Below are 20,298 nucleotides of genomic sequence, written 5' to 3'. Positions count from 1 at the left end.
CACACGATCCTTTTTTTATGGAGGAGCAGGTTATGCGAAAGAGATTAAGTTTATTATTAATTGTTTTATTGGTGTTAACGGGATGCAGCTCGAAGTCTTCTGCAGAATATAAAGTAGGCGTGCTTCAGTTTGGGGATTATGCATCGCTGAATGATTCGTACGCCGGTATGGCTCAGGTTCTTGAAAAGGAAAATGTTGAAATAGTATTGAAAAATGCCCAATCAGATCCAGCGAACATTATGATAAATGCTCAAGCACTAAAAGATGAGGGTGTAGATGTTATCTATGCGATTACGACACAATCCGCACAAATGGCACTTAATGTATTTGATGGATCAATACCGGTTGTATTTATTGCGGTAACCGACCCAGTGGCAGCAGGACTTGTTGATGATATGGAACATCCAACTGATAAGATAACGGGGGTAACTGATAGAGCTCCAGTAGCACAACAACTGGAATTGATGAAAAAAATAATGCCAGATAGTAAAAGGGTTGGATTGGTTTATCGAACGGGTGACAGCAATGGTGAGTTTCAAAAAGTGCTGCTGGAATCCGAAGCAAAACACTTGGGACTTGATGTTGAAAGTATGGGTGTAACCAATGGGCAAGAACTTGCACTGGGACTTCCCAATCTTTTGAAAAAGGTAGATGCCATGTATTTAATTACAGATGACTTGAACGTTAGTAATACCTCATTGATTGTGGATCAAGCAAGTTCTAATCAAGTTCCGGTATTTGCATCGGAAGATGGACAATTTGATGAAGGAGTTCTCGCTACTGTCTCGATAAGCTATACAGAACTTGGAAACCAAGCAGGAAATATGATCTTTGACATTTTAAACAAACAACGGAAACCTTCTGAAATACCCGTTGAAAAAGCAAAAACTACACGCATTCGGATTAATGAGAAGATGACTAAAACATACGGACTTGAAATTCCTGAAGATTTGAAAGAATATCTTGAATAGTGAAAAAGAAATGAAAAATTTATGTAAAACTATTGATAACTATGAAAATGTCTGTTATTCTATCAAGGAAAGGTTGGTGCTTCATATGAAAGACAACATATTACTTAATACACAAGCCCAACAATGGAGCTACTATTATTATTTTAGTTAATCAGTTAATAGCCGAGTGGATATTAGCTGTTTTGTGTTACTAAAATCTACATAGGCTCATTACTAAATCTTCTAAACGTTTATTTTGGCCGTGTAGATACACGGCTTTTTTGTTGAATATAGAAGAGAAGGATAGAGACTATGAAAAAGAATATATTAATTGTTTTACTTACAATGTTTATTTTGGCGGGATGCCAAGCTAAAGGAAATGAAAAATTTAAAGTGGGTGTCATTCAGTGGGGAGATCATCCAGCGCTAAATGATTCATTTGATGGTATGAATTCGGTACTAAAGGAACGTGACGACTTTGAAGTGGTTATCAAAACGGCAAATGAAGATGTATCAACAGCACAACAAATTGCATCGCAATTTGTAAATGACAAAGTGGATTTAATATTTGCAGTAGCAACACCGTCGGTACAAGCTGCAGTTAATGCAGCGGAGGGAACTGGAATACCCATTGTATTCAGTGCAGTATCAGATGCAAAGCAAGCGGGACTTGTAGAAAATGTAAATCAGCCTGAAGGAAATGTTACGGGTGTGAGCGATATGCCACCACTTAAAAAACAATTCGAGCTTATTAATGAAATTACGCCAAACGTGAAAACGGTTGGAATTCCATTCAATACAGGTGAAATCAATAGTACAAACCAAGTTAAAGATATCAAAGCGTTCGCTTCTGAACTTGGATTAGAAATTGTAGAAAAAGGTATTTCTCAAAGTAATGAGCTACCAATGGCTGTTTCGCAACTTGCACAAAATGTTGACGCAATGTTTATCGTTAATGATAACACAGTTGCTGCTTCGACAGGGCTTGTGGTTGATGCGGGTTTAAAAACAAATATTCCTGTATTTATGGCTGAATCAGGGCAATTTGATCAAGGAATCTTCGCGAGTGATTCTGTAAGCTACATGAGTTTAGGAAAACAAGCTGGTGAGATGATTGTTGATATACTTGTAAATAAAAAAGAAATCAAGGATTTACCAGTTGTGACTGCAACGTCAACTGAATTAATGGTAAGTCAAAAAATCGCAACAGAATTGGGAATTGAAATTCCTGGTTCTGTACTAGAAAGAGCTATGGTGAAAGAATAATGGCATTTGCAATTGATGTATTGATACAGGGTCTTCTCTATGGGATTCTGACTATGGGTGTTATGTTATCGTATAAAATATTGGATATTCCCGATTTGTCAGTTGATGGAACATTTCCATTAGGTGCGGTCGTAAGTGCAGTACTGATAATTCAAGGTGTCAATCCTTGGGTTGCGTTAATTGCATCACTCTTGGCAGGCGTCTTAGCGGGAATGATGACTGGTATTTTCCATGTTAAATTTAAGATAACGGCATTGTTAAGTGGGATTTTGGTAATGACGGGATTATACTCAATAAATCTACTTATTGGTGGTAAAGGAAACATTGCTTTATTTAAATATGCAAACCTCTTTGATACAAATTGGTTAGAGGCAATGAATGCTCCATCGTTTATTGTAAATAACTATCAACTAATCGTAATGGTTCTCCTCGTGGTGGGTGTGAAAATTTTTATTGATTTCATCTTGAGAACACGTCTTGGTTACTTATTGAAAGTAACTGGAGACAATGAAAATTTAGTAGCATCATTGGGTCATGATGTTGGAAAAGTGAAAATATTTGGATTGGCACTTTCAAATGGCATCGTTGCCTTATCGGGTGGTGTAGCAGTTTCGGTTGGAAAATCATTCGATATTTCCATGGGAACAGGGATGGTTGTTCTGGGTCTAGCATCAGTTATTTTAGGAACCCTATTATTAAGGAAGAAAAAATGCAGTATGACATTTATGGTAATCGTGGGTTCTATTCTCTATAGATTTATTATTGCGATCGCAATACGTATGAATATGGATCCTAAGATGATGAAACTTGCGACTGTAATAATATTTGTTGGAGCAATCGTACTTAATAATTTATCTACGAAATTACCAAGACGAAAGATGAAGGAACAGTAAAAATGGATGGAATAATTCAACTACATAATATAGGGAAGAAATTTAACGTTGGAACCGTATCGGAAACAGTTCTTTATGAAGATTTAAATTTAAATGTGAAACAGGGCGATTTTGTAACTGTCATTGGATCGAATGGTTCGGGTAAGTCAACACTCCTAAATGTAATTTGTGGTCAAGTTGAAAGTGATAGTGGTGACGTGATTTTTGAAGGAACATCAATTCTTAAAAAACCTGACTTTAAGAGATTTCAAAATATATCGAGAGTATACCAAGATCCGCAAATGGGAACCTCCCCATCATTAACCGTTAGAGAGAACCTAGCATTATCTGAACTAAAAGGGAGATTGTTTAATCTGAAGTCGTTAGGACATCGTGCGAATGAGAAGAAATATATTGAAATGCTATCTCAATTAAATATGGGATTAGAAGATAAGTTGGATGTGAAGGTTGGATTACTATCGGGCGGACAACGCCAGGCACTTTCACTACTCATGGCTTCAATGAATAATCCTCATTTATTATTGCTGGATGAGCATACTGCAGCACTTGATCCAAAAAGTTCTGAAGCAATCATGAATCTAACAGATAAAATGATTAAGGAAAGAGATGACCTAACTGTCATTATGGTTACCCATAATTTAAATCATGCGCTCCGTTTTGGAAATCGACTTATCATGTTTCATGGTGGTGATATTGTTGAAGATTTCAATGAAGAAGAAAAATTAAACCTAAATCAACAAGATTTAATGGATTTGTTTATGCAATATGAGTACTCATTTAGTGAATAAAAAGCGGATTTTAGATGAAAATCTGCTTTTTTTAATAAATTTGAAATAAAAGTGAAAAAAGCGTTGACAGGGTGTTGAGGTAATGATATTATGTACAAGCGCTAAGGGAAACCGGCGCAGCAAATGGTCTTTGAAAACTGAACAGGAAACGTCAATTTCAAGTAAATAAAAACAAAACAAAACAAACTCGTCAGAGTTAAAAAATGAGAAAGAATCAAATGGAGAGTTTGATCCTGGCTCAGGATGAACGCTGGCGGCGTGCCTAATACATGCAAGTCGAACGAAGTTCGAAACTAGCTTGCTAGATTCGAAACTTAGTGGCGAACGGGTGAGTAATACATAAGCAACCTGCCTCTATGCCTGGGATAACAGATGGAAACGTCTGCTAATACCGGATACGTTAATTGAAGACATCTTCAATTAATTAAAGTTGGGATACAACACAAAGAGATGGGCTTATGGCGCATTAGTTAGTTGGTGAGGTAACGGCTCACCAAGACGATGATGCGTAGCCGACCTGAGAGGGTGACCGGCCACACTGGGACTGAGACACGGCCCAGACTCCTACGGGAGGCAGCAGTAGGGAATTTTCGGCAATGGGGGAAACCCTGACCGAGCAACGCCGCGTGAGTGAAGAAGGCCTTCGGGTTGTAAAGCTCTGTTGTAAGGGAAGAACAAGTATGAGAGGGAATGCTCGTACTATGACGGTACCTTACCAGAAAGCCACGGCTAACTACGTGCCAGCAGCCGCGGTAATACGTAGGTGGCGAGCGTTATCCGGAATTATTGGGCGTAAAGGGAGCGCAGGCGGTTTATTAAGTTTATGGTGAAAGTTCGGGGCTTAACCCCGTGATGCCATAGAAACTGGTAGACTAGAGTGCAGGAGAGGTTAGTGGAATTCCATGTGTAGCGGTAAAATGCGTAGATATATGGAGGAACACCAGTGGCGAAGGCGGCTAACTGGCCTGTAACTGACGCTGAGGCTCGAAAGCGTGGGGAGCAAATAGGATTAGATACCCTAGTAGTCCACGCCGTAAACGATGGATACTAAGTGTTGGATAGAATTCAGTGCTGTAGTTAACGCAATAAGTATCCCGCCTGGGGAGTATGCGCGCAAGCGTAAAACTCAAAGGAATTGACGGGGGCCCGCACAAGCGGTGGAGTATGTGGTTTAATTCGAAGCAACGCGAAGAACCTTACCAGGTCTTGACATACCGCGCAAAAGCATAGAGATATGTAATAGTTATGGCGGATACAGGTGGTGCATGGTTGTCGTCAGCTCGTGTCGTGAGATGTTGGGTTAAGTCCCGCAACGAGCGCAACCCTTGTCTTCAGTTACCATCATTAAGTTGGGGACTCTGGAGAGACTGCCGGTGATAAACCGGAGGAAGGTGGGGATGACGTCAAATCATCATGCCCCTTATGATCTGGGCTACACACGTACTACAATGGCGTATACAGAGGGAAGCGAAGCAGTGATGTGGAGCGAATCTCAGAAAGTACGTCTCAGTTCGGATTGGAGTCTGCAACTCGACTCCATGAAGTCGGAATCGCTAGTAATCGCGGATCAGCATGCCGCGGTGAATACGTTCTCGGGCCTTGTACACACCGCCCGTCAAACCATGAGAGTTGGTAATACCCGAAGCCGGTGGCCTAACCCTGTAAAGGGAGGGAGCCGTCGAAGGTAGGACCGATGATTGGGGTTAAGTCGTAACAAGGTATCCCTACCGGAAGGTGGGGATGGATCACCTCCTTTCTAAGGAGTAATATTTTAGAAAGACGTGAAATTGACAAAAGAGTTTCCTGTTTAGTTTTGAGAGGCTGTAAGCATCTCAGAAATGAATGATCTTTGAAAACTGAATAACAGAAGAGATAGATAGACATTAAAAGTTATCAACAGAATATCTTTTCGAATAGTTGTAATAACTAGATTTACATCAAGTTAAACAAACAGTAACTTAAGCAATAAAAAAATAAGCGAACACACGTTTATCAAGCGATAAACATAAAAAACTGATTTTAAATAGATCAGGCGTGAAATTACATGTGATTAAATATGTAAGGGCGTACGGTGGATGCCTAGGCACTAAGAGCTGAAGAAGGACGCGACGAACGGCGAAACGCCTCGGGGAGTGGTACGTACACAACGATCCGGGGGTATCCGAATGGGGAAACCCAGTACAGGTTATGCTGTACTACACATAAGTGAATACATAGCTTATGATGAGGCAACCTTGTGAATTGAAACATCTTAGTAACAAGAGGAAAAGAAAACAAAATGTGATTCCCTGAGTAGTGGCGAGCGAAACGGGAAGAGCCCAAACCATCTTCGTGATGGGGTTGTAGGACCACAACGTGGGATTAATCAAAGTTAGTCGAATGGCATTGAAAGGCCAGTCAAAGAAGGTGCAAACCCTGTAGACGAAAGCGGCGATTACTCTAGTGGTATCCTGAGTACGGCGAGGCACGAGAAACCTTGTCGGAACCAGCCGGGACCACCCGGTAAGGCTAAATACTCCTTAGTGACCGATAGTGAACCAGTACCGTGAGGGAAAGGTGAAAAGAACCGCGGGAGCGGAGTGAAATAGAACCTGAAACCGTATGCTTACAAGAAGTCAGAGCCCGTTAATGGGTGATGGCGTGCCTTTTGTAGAATGAACCGGCGAGTTACTCATAATGTGCGAGGTTAAGTTGGAAAAGACGGAGCCGTAGCGAAAGCGAGTCTGAATAGGGCGAAATAGTACATTGTGGTAGACCCGAAACAAAGTGATCTAGCCATGACCAGGTTGAAGTTTGGGTGAAACCAAATGGAGGACCGAACCGACTGTCGTTGAAAAGCCAGCGGATGAGTTGTGGCTAGCGGAGAAATTCCAATCGAACTTTGATATAGCTGGTTCTCCCCGAAATAGCTTTAGGGCTAGCGTCAATGGAAGGCCACTGGAGGTAGAGCACTGAATGTATGATGGCCCCATCTCGGGGTACTGAATATAATCAAACTCCGAATGCCAGTGGATGGTAGTTGGCAGTCAGACTGTGGGTGATAAGGTCCATAGTCGAAAGGGAAACAGCCCAGATCGCCAGTTAAGGTCCCAAAATTCATACTAAGTGGAAAAGGATGTGGGGATGCACAGACAACTAGGAGGTTGGCTCAGAAGCAGCCATCCTTTAAAGAGTGCGTAACAGCTCACTAGTCGAGTGACCCTGCGCCGAAAATTTACCGGGGCTAAGTATGATACCGAAACTGCGGATTTGCATTAAATGCAAGTGGTAGGGGAGCGTTCTATACAGCGTTGAAGATGTACCGTAAGGAGCGTTGGAGCGTATAGAAGTGAGAATGCCGGTGTGAGTAGCGAAATGTCAGTGAGAATCTGACACACCGATTGCCTAAGGGTTCCAGGGGAAGGCTCGTCCTCCCTGGGTAAGTCGGGACCTAAGATGAGGCTGAAAAGCGTAGTCGATGGACAACAGGTTGATATTCCTGTACCCGATATATGAGTGAAGGAATGACAGAGAAGGCTAAGTTTTGCCAGCGACTGGAAGTGCTGGTTTAAGCGAAGGAGCAGTAAGATAGGCAAATCCGTCTTACAATGCAAAGGCGTAATGAGGAGCGAACCCGTGAGGAAGTAGCGAAGGAACCGATGCCAGCTCTCAAGAAAAGTTTCTAGCGTTAATCATATATTGGCCCGTACCAAAACCGACACAGGTAGGCAAGGAGAGAATCCTGAGGTGAGCGAGAGAACTGTTGCCAAGGAACTCGGCAAAATGACCCCGTAACTTCGGGAGAAGGGGTGCTCTTGTAAAAGGGAGCCGCAGTGAAGAGGCCCAAGCGACTGTTTAACTAAAACATAGCTCTCTGCGAAGTCGCAAGACGAAGTATAGGGGGTGACGCCTGCCCGGTGCTGGAAGGTTAAGGGGATGTGTTAGATTTCGATCGAAGCATTGAACTGAAGCCCCAGTGAACGGCGGCCGTAACTATAACGGTCCTAAGGTAGCGAAATTCCTTGTCGGGTAAGTTCCGACCCGCACGAAAGGCGTAACGATTTGGGCGCTGTCTCGGCAGCAGACTCGGTGAAATCTTAGTACCGGTAAAGATGCCGGTTACCCGCAACTAGACGGAAAGACCCCATGGAGCTTTACTGTAGCTTGATATTGAATTTTGATCCTACATGTACAGGATAGGTGGGAGACAATGAAGCATGCACGCTAGTGTATGTGGAGTCGCCATTGGGATACCACTCTTGTATGATTGAAATTCTAACCGCGGTCCGTGATCCGGATCCGGGAGAGTGTCAGGTGGGCAGTTTGACTGGGGCGGTCGCCTCCTAAAGAGTAACGGAGGCGCCCAAAGGTACCCTCAGATTGGTTGGAAATCAATCGACGAGCGTAAAGGCAGAAGGGTGCTTGACTGCGAGACCTACAAGTCGAGCAGGGACGAAAGTCGGGCTTAGTGATCCGGCGGTTCCGCGTGGAAGGGCCGTCGCTTAACGGATAAAAGCTACCCTGGGGATAACAGGCTGATCTCGCCCAAGAGTTCACATCGACGGCGAGGTTTGGCACCTCGATGTCGGCTCATCGCATCCTGGAGCTGAATTAGGTTCCAAGGGTTGGGCTGTCCGCCCATTAAAGCGGTACGCGAGCTGGGTTCAGAACGTCGTGAGACAGTTCGGTCCCTATCTGTTGTGGGCGTAGGAAATTTGAGGAGCGCTGTCCCTAGTACGAGAGGACCGGGATGGACATACCGCTGGTGTACCAGTTGTTCTGCCAAGAGCACCGCTGGGTAGCTAAGTATGGACTGGATAAGCGCTGAAAGCATCTAAGCACGAAGCCAACTCCAAGATGAGATTTCCCATACGTAAGTAGTAAGACCCCTGAGAGACGATCAGGTTGATAGGTCAGAGGTGGAAGCATAGTGATATGTGTAGCTGACTGATACTAATAGGTCGAGGTTTTAATCACACAAAGACAACATTCGAAAAGATATCGAAATTTCTGTTATTCAGTTTTGAGAGATTATCTCTCAGCAATGCCAGGATCTGGTGATTCTAGCGAAGTGGTCACACCTGTTCCCATCTCGAACACAGAAGTTAAGCACTTTAGCGGCGACAATATCTAGCCAAGCGCTAGTGAAGATAGCTCATTGCCAGGTAATTAGACATCCTTATGGATGTCTTTTTTTATGCAAAACAGAAAGAGACTTCATTAATATAAAAAGATATGCACTTAATAATAAATAAAGATATTGTGTGTTATAATTTGATATTGAAAAAGGTGACTAAATGAAATTTAATACAGAACAAATACAAAAGATTTTCTCAGAAAATAGGAATTTTCAGATGGGAAAATCATATTACTCTCATGATGCAGTTTCAGAAATAACCATACATAAAAACTTCAATGGTGGTTTCCGTGCGGATGGAAATGTAAAAGTCTATGATAAGGATTTTCCTGTCATGATAGAAGCAGATGCTAATAATAATATCATTCAATATCATTGTAAATGTGACTACGCTACGAACAAATCTGCTTGTGGACACATTGGAGCCATGATTCTTAAAATTAATGAATGCAATCCTATATCTTTTCCATTCTATTTTAAAGATGTAAATAGAGATGAAAGAGAATCTGAATTGAAGCGTAAATTAGAAATTGAACGCGAAGAAAGAAAACGAAAATTTAAATTAAATCAGACTGATAGTGTTATTGATCTGTTTAAAGATAAGAGTATCAATGAAATTAAAAATGTACCCCTATCGCAAAATGTTCGTTTGAAAACAGAAATTGTGACACAAGCCTACGATGGCATCGAAATACGATTTAAGATTGGTGATCAAAAACTATATGTCATTAAAGACATTCCGGCTTTTATCGGAAGAATGAGTCATGGGGCATACCATGAATATGGAAAAGAGTTTAGTTTTATTCATAATGAAAAGTATCTAGATGAAGACTCATTGCGACAACTAGAATTTATTAAACTCATGTCATTTAGAAATAGTAATGATGATAACTCTTGGCGCACAGATAAGAATCGATTACTTATTGATGAAAATTCTCTCGATGATTTTTTCGATGTTTATGAAAACATTGATCCGAGTTACTATAGTTTTGGCATGGAGACCGTGTTTCAAGAAATTGAAGTTAGTGTTATGGATAGTCAAGGCGATTGGCTGTTTGAGTATCATTTTGGTCGAAGTAAATTGTTGGGCAAAAAACACATGTACATTTACTCGAATATAAACAGCCCCTTAATCCAAAGAGTGTATCTCGATGAAAATAGTTACTCAAGTAGCTTCCTACGACTGCTTCGCGAAGATGACTCATTTGTCGTTGAAGAAGCTCAAAAATATGATTTTCAAAAGTATGTTTTGGATAATGTTTCTGAAACCTTATCCTTCGATCTCCAATTGGAAAAGGATTTGGTGAGCACCAGTGTCTTTGTTGATGTGGATGAAGATGGTAATATTGCAATTAAACTCTCTTATGAAACATCTTTTGGCGAATATAATGCTTTTCAAAATATGCTTTCCGTACCTTTAGAAGTTGAAAAAATAGCAAAATACATTGAGACTTACGCAAATGAAATTGATGAAGGTAGGGGGCTTGCAATTTTCTCGGATACCGATGACATGACATATGTGTTCTTAGATCAAGGCGTTCCATATCTCCAAGGATTTGCGGATATATATGTCAGTGAAGCAATCAAAGCTATTACGGACACTCGTTCATATCATATGAGTGCTGGAGTAAGAATTAATGGTGGTTTACTTGAAATCGATATTGATAGCGATGCAATCCCAAAACAAGAACTAACAGATGTGCTAAAGTCCTACCGAAAAAAGAAAAAATTCCATCGACTTAAGAATGGAGATATTATCAACCTTCAATCTGATGAAATCGAAAATGTTAATGGGTTACTTGAGAGTAACAACCTGCAACTATCAGAACTGAATGATGGATCCATAACAATGGTTCATTCTCGTGCTTTTGAAGTCTCACGTAAATTAGAAGATCAAGATGCAATTGATGTTACATTCGACCCATCAGTGCATAATTTTATCGATAAGTTCCAAAATTTTAAAGAAGAAAATATTCCTTTGGAACCTCGTTATCAAGAACTGCTTCGCGGTTATCAAAGGGACGGTATTCAGTGGTTGTATAACCTTTCATCACTCCAGTTAGGTGGCATTCTTGCTGATGATATGGGGCTTGGGAAAACACTACAAGTGATATCGTATTTAGACACATTAAATCCTGACAAGACTTCAATTGTTGTTTGCCCTTCATCCGTAATGTTGAATTGGATTGATGAAATTCATAAGTTTGCCCCCCATCTAAATGCACTTGCTATTACGGGAACGCAAGAAGATAGAAAGAAACTGATTCAAAACATCCGTGATTATAAAATCGTTGTTACATCGTATGATTTTTTGCGCAGAGACATTGATGAATATGAGGAATTTGAATTTAGTCATGCTATACTGGATGAAGCACAATACATTAAGAATCATATGACGAAAAATGCACGTACAACGAAAAGATTGAAAGCGCAACATCGTGTTGCCTTAACAGGAACTCCTATTGAAAATTCACTTTCTGAACTTTGGTCTATTTTTGATTTCATCATGCCGGGTTATCTTTACAATCATCATTACTTCGTCAAGACATTTGAAAAACCCATTATTAAAGACAAGGATGAAGGAGCACATAAGCGTTTACGACAACTCGTTGAACCGTTTATCTTGAGACGTCTAAAGAAAGATGTTCTGACAGAGCTTCCTGATAAAATCGAAACAACCTTAAGACTCGAATTTAATGAAGAGGAAAAACAGTTGTACTATGCAAATCTTGCACAAATAAATCAAGAGCTTGCCTTACAAACCGGAATTGAACAAGCAAGTAAAATAGATGTCTTGGCGATGTTGACGCGTCTTCGTCAAATTTGTTGCGAACCAAGAGTTCTGTATCAAAATATGGATCAAGCGTCGACAAAACTTCTTGCGTGTGTGGAGCTCGTAAAAACATTGAAATCAGAAGGAAAGAAAGTCTTGGTTTTCTCATCGTTTACTTCCATGTTGGATTTAATTCGAGAAGAACTAACAAAGGAATCCGTCTCTTCTTATGTGATTGAGGGTAAAACACCTAAACCCAAACGTAGAGAGTTGATTCAACAATTTCAAACCGATGATACGGATGTGTTCTTGATATCACTGAAGGCTGGGGGAACAGGGATTAATCTTACGGCAGCGGAAGCGGTCATCCACTTCGATCCATGGTGGAATGTTTCAAGTCAAAATCAAGCGACAGATCGAGCGCATCGTTTTGGACAAACCGAAAATGTAAGTGTCTACCAACTCATCATGAAAGATACGGTAGAAGAAAAAATTCAAAAGTTACAAGCAGAAAAGAAAGTATTGTCAGATACGTTCATTGAGGGTGCCAGTGGAAATATTGCGAGCCTGAGTGAAGCTGAAATGCGATCACTTTTCGAAATGTAAATTTTAAAATTGAATCATAATTAAGACATCTGTTTGGATGTCTTTTTTCTTACTAAAGATTAGTGATAAATCAAAAAATAAGCTGGGAATCCTTAAGCCAAATTATGTTTAAACCGCTATGACTGTGATATAATGATGCGGATGGTGAATAAAATGAAAAATGAAAAATATACAACAAATTCAGTAAATGAAACGATAGATTTAGGAGAACGTATCGGAACAGCGATTAAGTCTGGTGCCGTTGTATCTCTAACAGGGGATTTAGGAGTAGGTAAAACTGCTTTCACAAAGGGACTGGCATTAGGTCTCGGGATTGAGGATACTATTAGCAGTCCAACCTTTACGCTCATGAAAGAATATGAAGGGCGTTTGGATTTAAAACATATTGATGCATATCGACTTGAAGGGGTAGATTCAGATTCTTTAGGTCTTTTTGATTTGATGGATGATCGTACAGTAATCGTGATTGAATGGGGAAGTTTCCTCGATGATTTGGATTTCAATGTTGATTATGACATTAATATTAAGTACATCGATGAAACGGTACGTGAAATTACAGTGAGTGAGGTAGAGGCATGAATACATTAATTATTGATACATCACATACATGTTTGGTAACAGGCGTTGCGATTGATTCGAAGCTTGTTGCTTACAAACAGGAAAATGTTGGAAAGCGACAATCAGAATACTTGATTACATTCGTGAGTGAAGTTTTGGAAAAGGCGAATCTTCAATCAAGTGATATTGATGAAGTCGTTGTGACCAATGGTCCAGGAAGTTATACTGGAATGAGAATTGGACTAACTTTTGTGAAGACATGGTCTCTTGTTAATACAGAAATGAAGATATATACAGTTGATACGTTGTTATCTCTAGCAGGCATGAAAGATGGTTTCTCATTTATTGATGCGCGTTCTAAGCGTGTCTTTGGTGCGTACATTGAAAAAGGTAACGTCAAGGATGAACGTGTTTATACACTCGATGAACTTGAGACAATTAACCAACCACTATTTGGTGATTTATCTCTAGTAGGTAAAGAAACTGAATATGGAAATATCTGCAGTCAGATTCTTGAAGTTCGTGATATGTGGAATATTGTCGAGAATCCGGATTTACTCGTTCCAAACTACTTGAAATGATGATCCGAAAGATTAATCCAGATGATTTAAGTTCGGTACTTAAAATTGATGAAGCGGTACTGACTGCACATTGGCCGTACCAGTTTTATCGCGATGAGATTGAGCGTGATGATTCCTATTGTTTATGCATGGAAGATTCGGATGAGCTTATTGGATTTTTGATTGTACGTCAAGTGGGAGATCTGCTTGAACTTCTACAAATTGGTGTTGATCGGAGTGCACAAGGTCAAGGAAATGGTCAAAAACTCTTCGATGCAATTCTAAAATTAAACTTAAATAAACCTATGATGCTTGAGGTTCATGATGAGAACCGTCAAGCCATACGTTTTTATAAAAGAAACGGCTTCGTGAAAGTCGGACAAAGAAAACATTATTATGGTGCAAACAAACATGCTGTAGTAATGAGAAAGGATATTTAGTTATGTTACTTTTAGCAATAGAATCTAGCTGCGATGAAACATCGTGTGCGATTATTAAAGATGGTACTGAAGTACTCAGCAACTCGGTTGCATCTCAAATTGATATTCATAAGGAGTATGGTGGTGTCTTCCCAGAAGTTGCATCGCGTCTTCATGTTGAAAATATCAACGTAACCATTAAAGATGCATTAACGAAAGCTGATGTATCATTGAAAGATATTGATGCCATTGCGGTAACTCAAGGACCTGGATTAATTGGTTCACTTCATGTTGGTGTTATGGCTGCGAAAACATTAGCTTGGTCGTTAAATGTGCCTTTGATTCCAGTACATCATATCGCTGGTCATATCTATGCCAATAAACTTGTTGGTGAATTGAAGTTTCCACTTCTTGCACTTGTTGTATCTGGTGGACATACTGAGCTTGTATTCATGGACAAAGAGTATTCGTTTGAAGTTATCGGAAAAACTCAAGATGATGCTGTAGGAGAAGCCTATGATAAAGTTGCGCGTCTTCTTGGATTGAGTTACCCAGGTGGTCCCGTTATTGATAAACTAGCAAAAACTGGTAAGGCAAATTACAAGCTTCCTAAAGTTAAAACAGATAACCCCCTTGATTTTTCATTTAGTGGTTTAAAATCTGCAGTTCGTCAATTGACACTTCGTGAAGAACGCGAAGGTCGTGAGGTGATTGTGGAAGATGTGGCCTATGCATTTCAACATGCTGCAGTCGATGAATTAATGTCCCGCGTGCAACGTGCATTGGATACATTAGATGTGAAATCATTTGTTCTTGCAGGGGGTGTTGCAGCCAATTCAGAAGTTAGAAAACGTGTTGAAGATCTCAAAGAAGTTTATCCAGAATTGAACATTCTTCAACCACCATTGTGGGCATGTATGGATCAAGCGGCCATGATTGGACTTGCAGGACATATTGCTCAAGGTATGGGAATTAGCGGAGATTGTGAAATTTCGGCAAATTCTAACATACAACTTCACACTTATTAATTGTTTCACATTCAACTTCCGAAGACTTTGTGATATGATTTACACGGTGGTGATATCATGAGTACAAACAATATAACAAATGTGCCTAAGGCAACAATGCAACGATACCCTATATATCTTAAGGCGTTGCGTAAACTCTATAATATGGGAGTAGAACGTATTTTATCACGAGAGCTTGCACTCTTCGTGGATATCGAATCTACGACAATTCGTCGAGATTTTTCTTTCATTGGTTCCTTAGGGAAACAAGGATATGGTTATGATGTGAAAACACTCATCGATACGTTTGATGATCTATTAGGAGTTAGCTTTGAAGAAGAATTAATTCTTGTCGGAGCTGGTAATTTAGGTCGTGCAATTTTAAATTATAATCGATGGAATCATGTTGTGGGTGAAATAGCATGTGCCTTTGACATTGATCCGAATAAATTAGGTGAAGTATCAGATATTCCAATCTATCACATGAGTGAATTGGAAGAACGAGTACCTAAAGGGTGCCGTATTGCGATTGTAACTGTTTCTAAAAATGTTCAGGAAACAATCGATAGACTGGTTGATATGGGAATTGTTGGAATTGTTGACTTTTCAAGTGAGCATATTCAAGTTCCTAAAGACGTTGTCGTTAAGACTGTCGACGTTGTTTCAACTGTCCAAGAATTAATATTCCAAACAAATAACATACGATAATTGAGGTGTAAAATATGATGTCTTATTTAACAATTCGTGAGTGCTATGATCTTTTAGCTTACGGATCAGAAATTGAAATAGATTCTTTAGAGTATATCCAAATTCAAGGTTGGATTCGTACTAACCGTAAAGGTAAAAATGTAGGGTTCATTGAACTAAATGATGGAACTTACTTTAGAAATGCACAATGTGTTTATTCAAGTGAACTCAGTAATGCTGATGACATTGCGAAATATAATACAGGTACTGCTGTCACAATCAGTGGTAAATTTAAAGCAACACCTGATGGACGTCAACCTTTTGAAATTGATGTTAAGGATGTTGTATTAGAAGGTGAATGTGGTGCAGATTACCCACTTCAAAAGAAACGTCACAGTTATGAATATTTAAGAGACATTGCTCATTTACGTGTGAAGACAAATTCATTTATGGCTGTTTTTAGAGTACGTTCTGTACTTTCAATGGCAATTCATGAATTCTTCCAAGATCAAGGCTTTGTTTACGTCCACACGCCAATCATTACAGGTAATGATGCTGAGGGTGCAGGGGAGTCTTTCAACGTCACAACGCGTTCTGATGGCGACTATGAGAAGGATTTCTTTGGACAAAAAGCAAGTCTTACCGTTTCAGGACAACTTCATGCTGAAGCATTCGCATTAGCATTTAGAGATGTTTATACATTTGGACCAACTTTTAGAGCTGAAAACTCAAATACTGCACGTCATGCATCTGAGTTTTGGATGGTTGAACCTGAAATTGCATTTGCTGATTTAGAGGATGACATGAACCTTATCGAAGATATGGTTAAATATTGCATCGAATATGTCTTAGAAAATGCACCTGAAGAAATGAATTTCTTCAATGATCGCATTGATAACACCTTATTAGATCGTTTAAATTCCTTATTATCCAGTGAATTCAAACGTCTCAGTTATACCGATGCGATTGAAATATTAGAAAAAGAAAATGACCGATTTGAATATAAAGTTCATTGGGGAGTAGATCTTCAATCAGAACATGAACGTTACCTAAGTGAAGAAGTTTTTAAGGGACCTGTTTTCATTACAGATTATCCTAAAGACATTAAAGCATTCTACATGAGATTAAATGATGACAACAAAACGGTTGCTGCATGTGACTTATTGGTACCACAAGTTGGAGAACTTGTTGGAGGATCACAACGTGAAGAACGTATCGATGTATTAGACCAAAGAATGGAAGAAATGAACATTCCAAAAGAAAGCCTTGAATGGTATCGTCAACTTCGTGAATACGGTGGCGTTAAACATGCAGGTTTCGGAATTGGCTTTGAAAGATTCTTAATGTATATTACAGCTATGCAAAACATCCGTGATGTGATTCCGTTCCCAAGAACTCCAAGACACTTAGATTATTAAGGGGTTTGTATGGATTTTAGAGCGAAATATGTTCCTAAATCAAGAAAAAAAGTGAACTACAAAATTGTAGTTCCTTTTGTCATTTTAGTGATGATTGGAGGAATCTTAGTGTATACAACCCTCATGCCAAAGTATAAAGAACCAGAAACAGCCTTCACAATCTGTAATACTACAATTAGTGAAACCCAAGCGATCATTACAAAAAAGATTGATGAAGCGAATAAAGAAAATAAAGAAGCTACGATAGGATATCAAGACGTAGGTATGTTTGGTCAAACATTGGGTATTTATAAAGAGCCTTATAACCGTACAGTTCGTGATGCTTTTAGTAGTAAGACAGTATTCCTTAAGAATATTTGTACAGAAGAAGAACGTGCATATCTTATGGGAGCAGAACTTGATGCGAAGATTCCAGTTGAAGGATTGACACCGGGTTTCTATGAAATCCGTGTCCTTGATGGTCTTACTAAAGCGCGTCTTGTAAGTAATGAAGTTCGTGAAGATGCGTTCTCAACTATCTCAATTGATGGTTATCGAAAAAATATTAAGTTAATCTCTAATAAGGATTTATTTAATTCTAAAGAACATCCTTTTAGCATGGATGAAAACTATTCATTCTTGGTGGTTGATTCGGTAGAATCTAACGATCAAGACTATGATATTGTGTTAGACCCAAGTGGTATGATTAAAGAGTTTAATGGTAATATTTCCAAGGGAATTATTAACGGAGATTTTGTTGAGGCTGATGCAATGTATGACATTGCTGATGGTGTGAAAAAACAACTCGAAGCTCGCGGTCTTAAAGTAAAACTAACACGAACTAAAGATGAAGTAATAAACTATCATGGTAAAAATAATCGTATTCAAAATGCGTATGATGCCAATGCAAAATATTTTGTATCCTTTACCATGGTACACTCGCTACAACCTTTGGATTATGGATCTACAGCAATTTATTCTAATTATGTAACCAATCGTTTCGCAACAATTATGATGAAGAATCTGACGGAAACATCACCGTTGAGAGCTTCCCGATATGTATCAGGTCAAAATATGGATGGCGTTATTAAAACGTCTTTCAAAGATGAGTATGATATGAATGCGATATTACGAGAGACAGGCGGTATCTTTACCGGAGCTGGTAGTAAAGGAGAATTTGCGAAAGAGAATGCTTTTGCTACTAACAGTAAAACGGGGATGCAAGCACTTGTACTCGAATTAGGATATACATCAGATCCTCAAGATATTAAAACAATTCGTGAGGATAAGGACAAAATAATCGAAGCAACCACCAAAGGAATCTTAGCTGAGGTCGGCATTAAAGAATAAAGCAGGTGAAATGATGATTGTTCAAGTTAGAAATGCATACAAATCATTTGGCTCTCAAGAGTTATTTGAAGATTTGAATTTATTAATTAAAGAAAATGAAAAAGTAGCACTCATTGGTGCGAATGGTGTTGGTAAAACAACACTTTTTAAAGTATTATCCGGAGAAAATACACTTGATAGTGGAGATGTTTTCTGGAAATCAAATACTCGTAAGGGCTTTTTAGATCAAATTAATATTGGTAATGATGCTCTGACAGTTCAAGAGTTTTTTGATGAAGCATATCAAGATGTTTATGCTCTTCAAGATCAACTACAAAGTTTAGAACAGCAAATGATCGAGGACCATAGTGAACAAATGCTCGCTCGTTATGACCGTGTTCAACAAGAATTTATGCGACGTGGGGGATATACGTTTGAATCTGAGATTCACACCGTACTCACTAAGTTTAACTTTACAGTTGAAGATTTAAAGCGTCCACTAAATACCTTCTCGGGAGGTCAAGTAACACGTCTTGCCTTTGTAAGACTCTTACTAAGCAAACCGGATATTCTCTTTTTGGATGAGCCAACGAACCATTTGGATATTTCCACAATTGAATGGCTTGAGTCGTATCTTAATAATTACGATGGTGCTGTCGTCGTTGTATCCCACGACCGGTTATTTTTAGACCGTGTTTGTAATGTAGTTGTTGAGATTGAAGATCGTGTTGCTACACGTTATTCAAGCAACTACTCTGGCTATCTAAAACTTAAAGAAGATCAGATAGAAAAACACAATATTAAGTATCAAAACCAACAAAAAGAAATTGAACGTATAGAAAAACTCATTGAGAAATTTAGATACAAAAAAAGTAAAGCAGCGTTCGCGCAGTCAAAAATTAAGTATCTGGATAGAATGGATCGTCTTGAGAAAAAGGATGTTAAGAAACGTGAGTTCAAAGCAGAATTTAAATCCAACATACGTGGGGGAAAAGAAGTACTCCAGCTTTCAAATTACCAAGTAGGATATGATAAACCACTCTTTGAATACACAGGAACATTTGTAAGAGGTCATCGCTATGCAATTGTTGGAGACAATGGTACGGGTAAGTCGACGTTACTAAAAACTATTTCTGGTAAAATGGATCCGCTAGCTGGTGATCTTCTTTTTGGTCATCAAATTGAAATTGGTTACTTCGACCAAAATCTCCTCGAATTTCATATGGATAAAACTGTTCTTGAAGAAGTATGGGATGATTTCCCTGCCCTTGATCACACTGAAATTCGTACCGCACTTGGACGCTTCTTATTCAAAGGTGAAGAAGTCTTTAAGAATGTGAATGTCTTATCGGGGGGCGAGCGTGTTCGCTTGTCGCTTGTTAAGTTGATGTTAAGTCATGATAACTTACTTATCCTCGATGAGCCCACAAACCACTTGGACATTCAAGGTAAAGAAGCACTCGAGAAGGCACTCGAACAATACGATGGAACGATGATTTTTGTATCACATGACCGCTATTTTATTGAGAAGCTTGCTACCGATATCCTTGTCATTAAAGACGGTGAAATTACGCATACTGAGAAAACGATTGGTGAAATTATTAGTTCTGAAAAAGAAAAAGTAAGTGAAACCAAAGTTACTCAAAAAGAGTCGTACGAATCGATTAAGAAAAAGAAAAACAGATATAAGAAACTGGAAGCAGAACTTATGGAATTGTATGAAGATCTCGAGGTGCATCGTGAGCATCGCTTTGACCCAGAGATTTATCATGATTTTGAGAAGATGAATGCGCTCAATGAGACGATTGATGAAATTCATAATGAGATAAAAACACGCGAAAATGAATGGGCAGAGCTGGCAGAAGATTTCGAAGCTCAAGATATTCAAATTAATTAGGAGCATCCAATTGGATGCTCTTTCACAAATTCGGTGAAGTTTCGCTTGTTTT

13 protein-coding genes and 3 rRNA genes are annotated in these 20,298 nt (G+C 39.2%); all 16 read left to right on the top strand.

The features are described 5' to 3' along the window. The first annotated feature begins 32 nt into the window (after positions 1 to 32). Positions 33 to 971: an ABC transporter substrate-binding protein gene (locus tag H9L01_RS00305; RefSeq protein WP_187533976.1), complete on the top strand. Its 939-nt coding sequence runs from the start codon at positions 33 to 35 to the stop codon at positions 969 to 971. Between the two features lie 291 nt (positions 972 to 1,262). Further along, positions 1,263 to 2,216: an ABC transporter substrate-binding protein gene (locus H9L01_RS00300; protein ID WP_187533975.1), complete on the top strand. Its 954-nt coding sequence runs from the start codon at positions 1,263 to 1,265 to the stop codon at positions 2,214 to 2,216. Next, on the top strand, positions 2,216 to 3,109 hold the full coding sequence (locus H9L01_RS00295) for an ABC transporter permease (protein ID WP_187533974.1): 894 nt from the start codon (positions 2,216 to 2,218) through the stop codon (positions 3,107 to 3,109). The genes H9L01_RS00300 and H9L01_RS00295 overlap by 1 nt, the downstream gene beginning before the upstream one ends. Positions 3,110 to 3,111: 2 nt before the next feature. Continuing rightward, complete coding sequence (locus H9L01_RS00290) at positions 3,112 to 3,897, top strand: ABC transporter ATP-binding protein (protein ID WP_246449077.1); 786 nt, start codon at positions 3,112 to 3,114, stop codon at positions 3,895 to 3,897. A gap of 215 nt (positions 3,898 to 4,112) precedes the next feature. After that, positions 4,113 to 5,653 (top strand): 16S ribosomal RNA (locus H9L01_RS00285). Between the two features lie 292 nt (positions 5,654 to 5,945). Then, a 23S ribosomal RNA gene (locus H9L01_RS00280) occupies positions 5,946 to 8,853 on the top strand. Between the two features lie 76 nt (positions 8,854 to 8,929). Further along, a 5S ribosomal RNA gene (gene rrf / locus H9L01_RS00275) occupies positions 8,930 to 9,043 on the top strand. Together the 16S, 23S and 5S rRNA genes form the textbook arrangement of a ribosomal RNA operon. A 187-nt stretch (positions 9,044 to 9,230) precedes the next feature. Next, positions 9,231 to 12,392 (top strand): DEAD/DEAH box helicase, encoded by a 3,162-nt coding sequence (locus tag H9L01_RS00270; protein ID WP_187533973.1) that lies wholly within the window; start codon positions 9,231 to 9,233, stop codon positions 12,390 to 12,392. A 153-nt stretch (positions 12,393 to 12,545) separates the two neighbouring features. Next, entirely contained in the window at positions 12,546 to 12,971 is a 426-nt protein-coding gene (gene tsaE / locus H9L01_RS00265; RefSeq protein WP_246449075.1) for a tRNA (adenosine(37)-N6)-threonylcarbamoyltransferase complex ATPase subunit type 1 TsaE, read from the top strand. Further along, entirely contained in the window at positions 12,968 to 13,531 is a 564-nt protein-coding gene (gene tsaB / locus H9L01_RS00260) for a tRNA (adenosine(37)-N6)-threonylcarbamoyltransferase complex dimerization subunit type 1 TsaB (protein WP_187533971.1), read from the top strand. The genes tsaE and tsaB overlap by 4 nt, the downstream gene beginning before the upstream one ends. Then, positions 13,528 to 13,950 (top strand): GNAT family N-acetyltransferase, encoded by a 423-nt coding sequence (locus H9L01_RS00255; RefSeq protein ID WP_187533970.1) that lies wholly within the window; start codon positions 13,528 to 13,530, stop codon positions 13,948 to 13,950. The genes tsaB and H9L01_RS00255 overlap by 4 nt, the downstream gene beginning before the upstream one ends. A gap of 2 nt (positions 13,951 to 13,952) precedes the next feature. Then, a complete protein-coding gene (tsaD, locus tag H9L01_RS00250; RefSeq protein ID WP_187533969.1) occupies positions 13,953 to 14,957 on the top strand; it encodes a tRNA (adenosine(37)-N6)-threonylcarbamoyltransferase complex transferase subunit TsaD in 1,005 nt (334 codons plus the stop codon). Positions 14,958 to 15,014: 57 nt separating this feature from the next. Further along, a complete protein-coding gene (locus H9L01_RS00245) occupies positions 15,015 to 15,644 on the top strand; it encodes a redox-sensing transcriptional repressor Rex (RefSeq protein WP_187533968.1) in 630 nt (209 codons plus the stop codon). A 14-nt stretch (positions 15,645 to 15,658) separates the two neighbouring features. Then, entirely contained in the window at positions 15,659 to 17,041 is a 1,383-nt protein-coding gene (gene asnS, locus H9L01_RS00240) for an asparagine--tRNA ligase (protein ID WP_187533967.1), read from the top strand. A 9-nt stretch (positions 17,042 to 17,050) separates the two neighbouring features. After that, positions 17,051 to 18,370: an N-acetylmuramoyl-L-alanine amidase gene (locus H9L01_RS00235; protein ID WP_187533966.1), complete on the top strand. Its 1,320-nt coding sequence runs from the start codon at positions 17,051 to 17,053 to the stop codon at positions 18,368 to 18,370. A gap of 10 nt (positions 18,371 to 18,380) precedes the next feature. Then, positions 18,381 to 20,246 (top strand): ribosomal protection-like ABC-F family protein, encoded by a 1,866-nt coding sequence (gene abc-f / locus H9L01_RS00230; protein WP_425486352.1) that lies wholly within the window; start codon positions 18,381 to 18,383, stop codon positions 20,244 to 20,246. Positions 20,247 to 20,298 lie beyond the last annotated feature (52 nt).

It is taken from the genome of Erysipelothrix inopinata, assembly GCF_014396165.1.
Lineage (GTDB): Bacteria > Bacillota_I > Bacilli_A > Erysipelotrichales > Erysipelotrichaceae > Erysipelothrix > Erysipelothrix inopinata.
This window is presented reverse-complemented; position numbering and strand designations above follow the sequence as displayed.

What these genes read in the sequence shown, in the direction of transcription:
- H9L01_RS00305 (WP_187533976.1), top strand. Translation starts at nt 33, where the DNA reads ATGCGAAAGAGATTAAGTTTATTATTAATTGTTTTATTGGTGTTAACG.
- H9L01_RS00300 (WP_187533975.1), top strand. Translation starts at nt 1,263, where the DNA reads ATGAAAAAGAATATATTAATTGTTTTACTTACAATGTTTATTTTGGCG.
- H9L01_RS00295 (WP_187533974.1), top strand. Translation starts at nt 2,216, where the DNA reads ATGGCATTTGCAATTGATGTATTGATACAGGGTCTTCTCTATGGGATT.
- H9L01_RS00290 (WP_246449077.1), top strand. Translation starts at nt 3,112, where the DNA reads ATGGATGGAATAATTCAACTACATAATATAGGGAAGAAATTTAACGTT.
- H9L01_RS00270 (WP_187533973.1), top strand. Translation starts at nt 9,231, where the DNA reads ATGGGAAAATCATATTACTCTCATGATGCAGTTTCAGAAATAACCATA.
- tsaE (WP_246449075.1), top strand. Translation starts at nt 12,546, where the DNA reads ATGAAAAATGAAAAATATACAACAAATTCAGTAAATGAAACGATAGAT.
- tsaB (WP_187533971.1), top strand. Translation starts at nt 12,968, where the DNA reads ATGAATACATTAATTATTGATACATCACATACATGTTTGGTAACAGGC.
- H9L01_RS00255 (WP_187533970.1), top strand. Translation starts at nt 13,528, where the DNA reads ATGATGATCCGAAAGATTAATCCAGATGATTTAAGTTCGGTACTTAAA.
- tsaD (WP_187533969.1), top strand. Translation starts at nt 13,953, where the DNA reads ATGTTACTTTTAGCAATAGAATCTAGCTGCGATGAAACATCGTGTGCG.
- H9L01_RS00245 (WP_187533968.1), top strand. Translation starts at nt 15,015, where the DNA reads ATGAGTACAAACAATATAACAAATGTGCCTAAGGCAACAATGCAACGA.
- asnS (WP_187533967.1), top strand. Translation starts at nt 15,659, where the DNA reads ATGATGTCTTATTTAACAATTCGTGAGTGCTATGATCTTTTAGCTTAC.
- H9L01_RS00235 (WP_187533966.1), top strand. Translation starts at nt 17,051, where the DNA reads ATGGATTTTAGAGCGAAATATGTTCCTAAATCAAGAAAAAAAGTGAAC.
- abc-f (WP_425486352.1), top strand. Translation starts at nt 18,381, where the DNA reads ATGATGATTGTTCAAGTTAGAAATGCATACAAATCATTTGGCTCTCAA.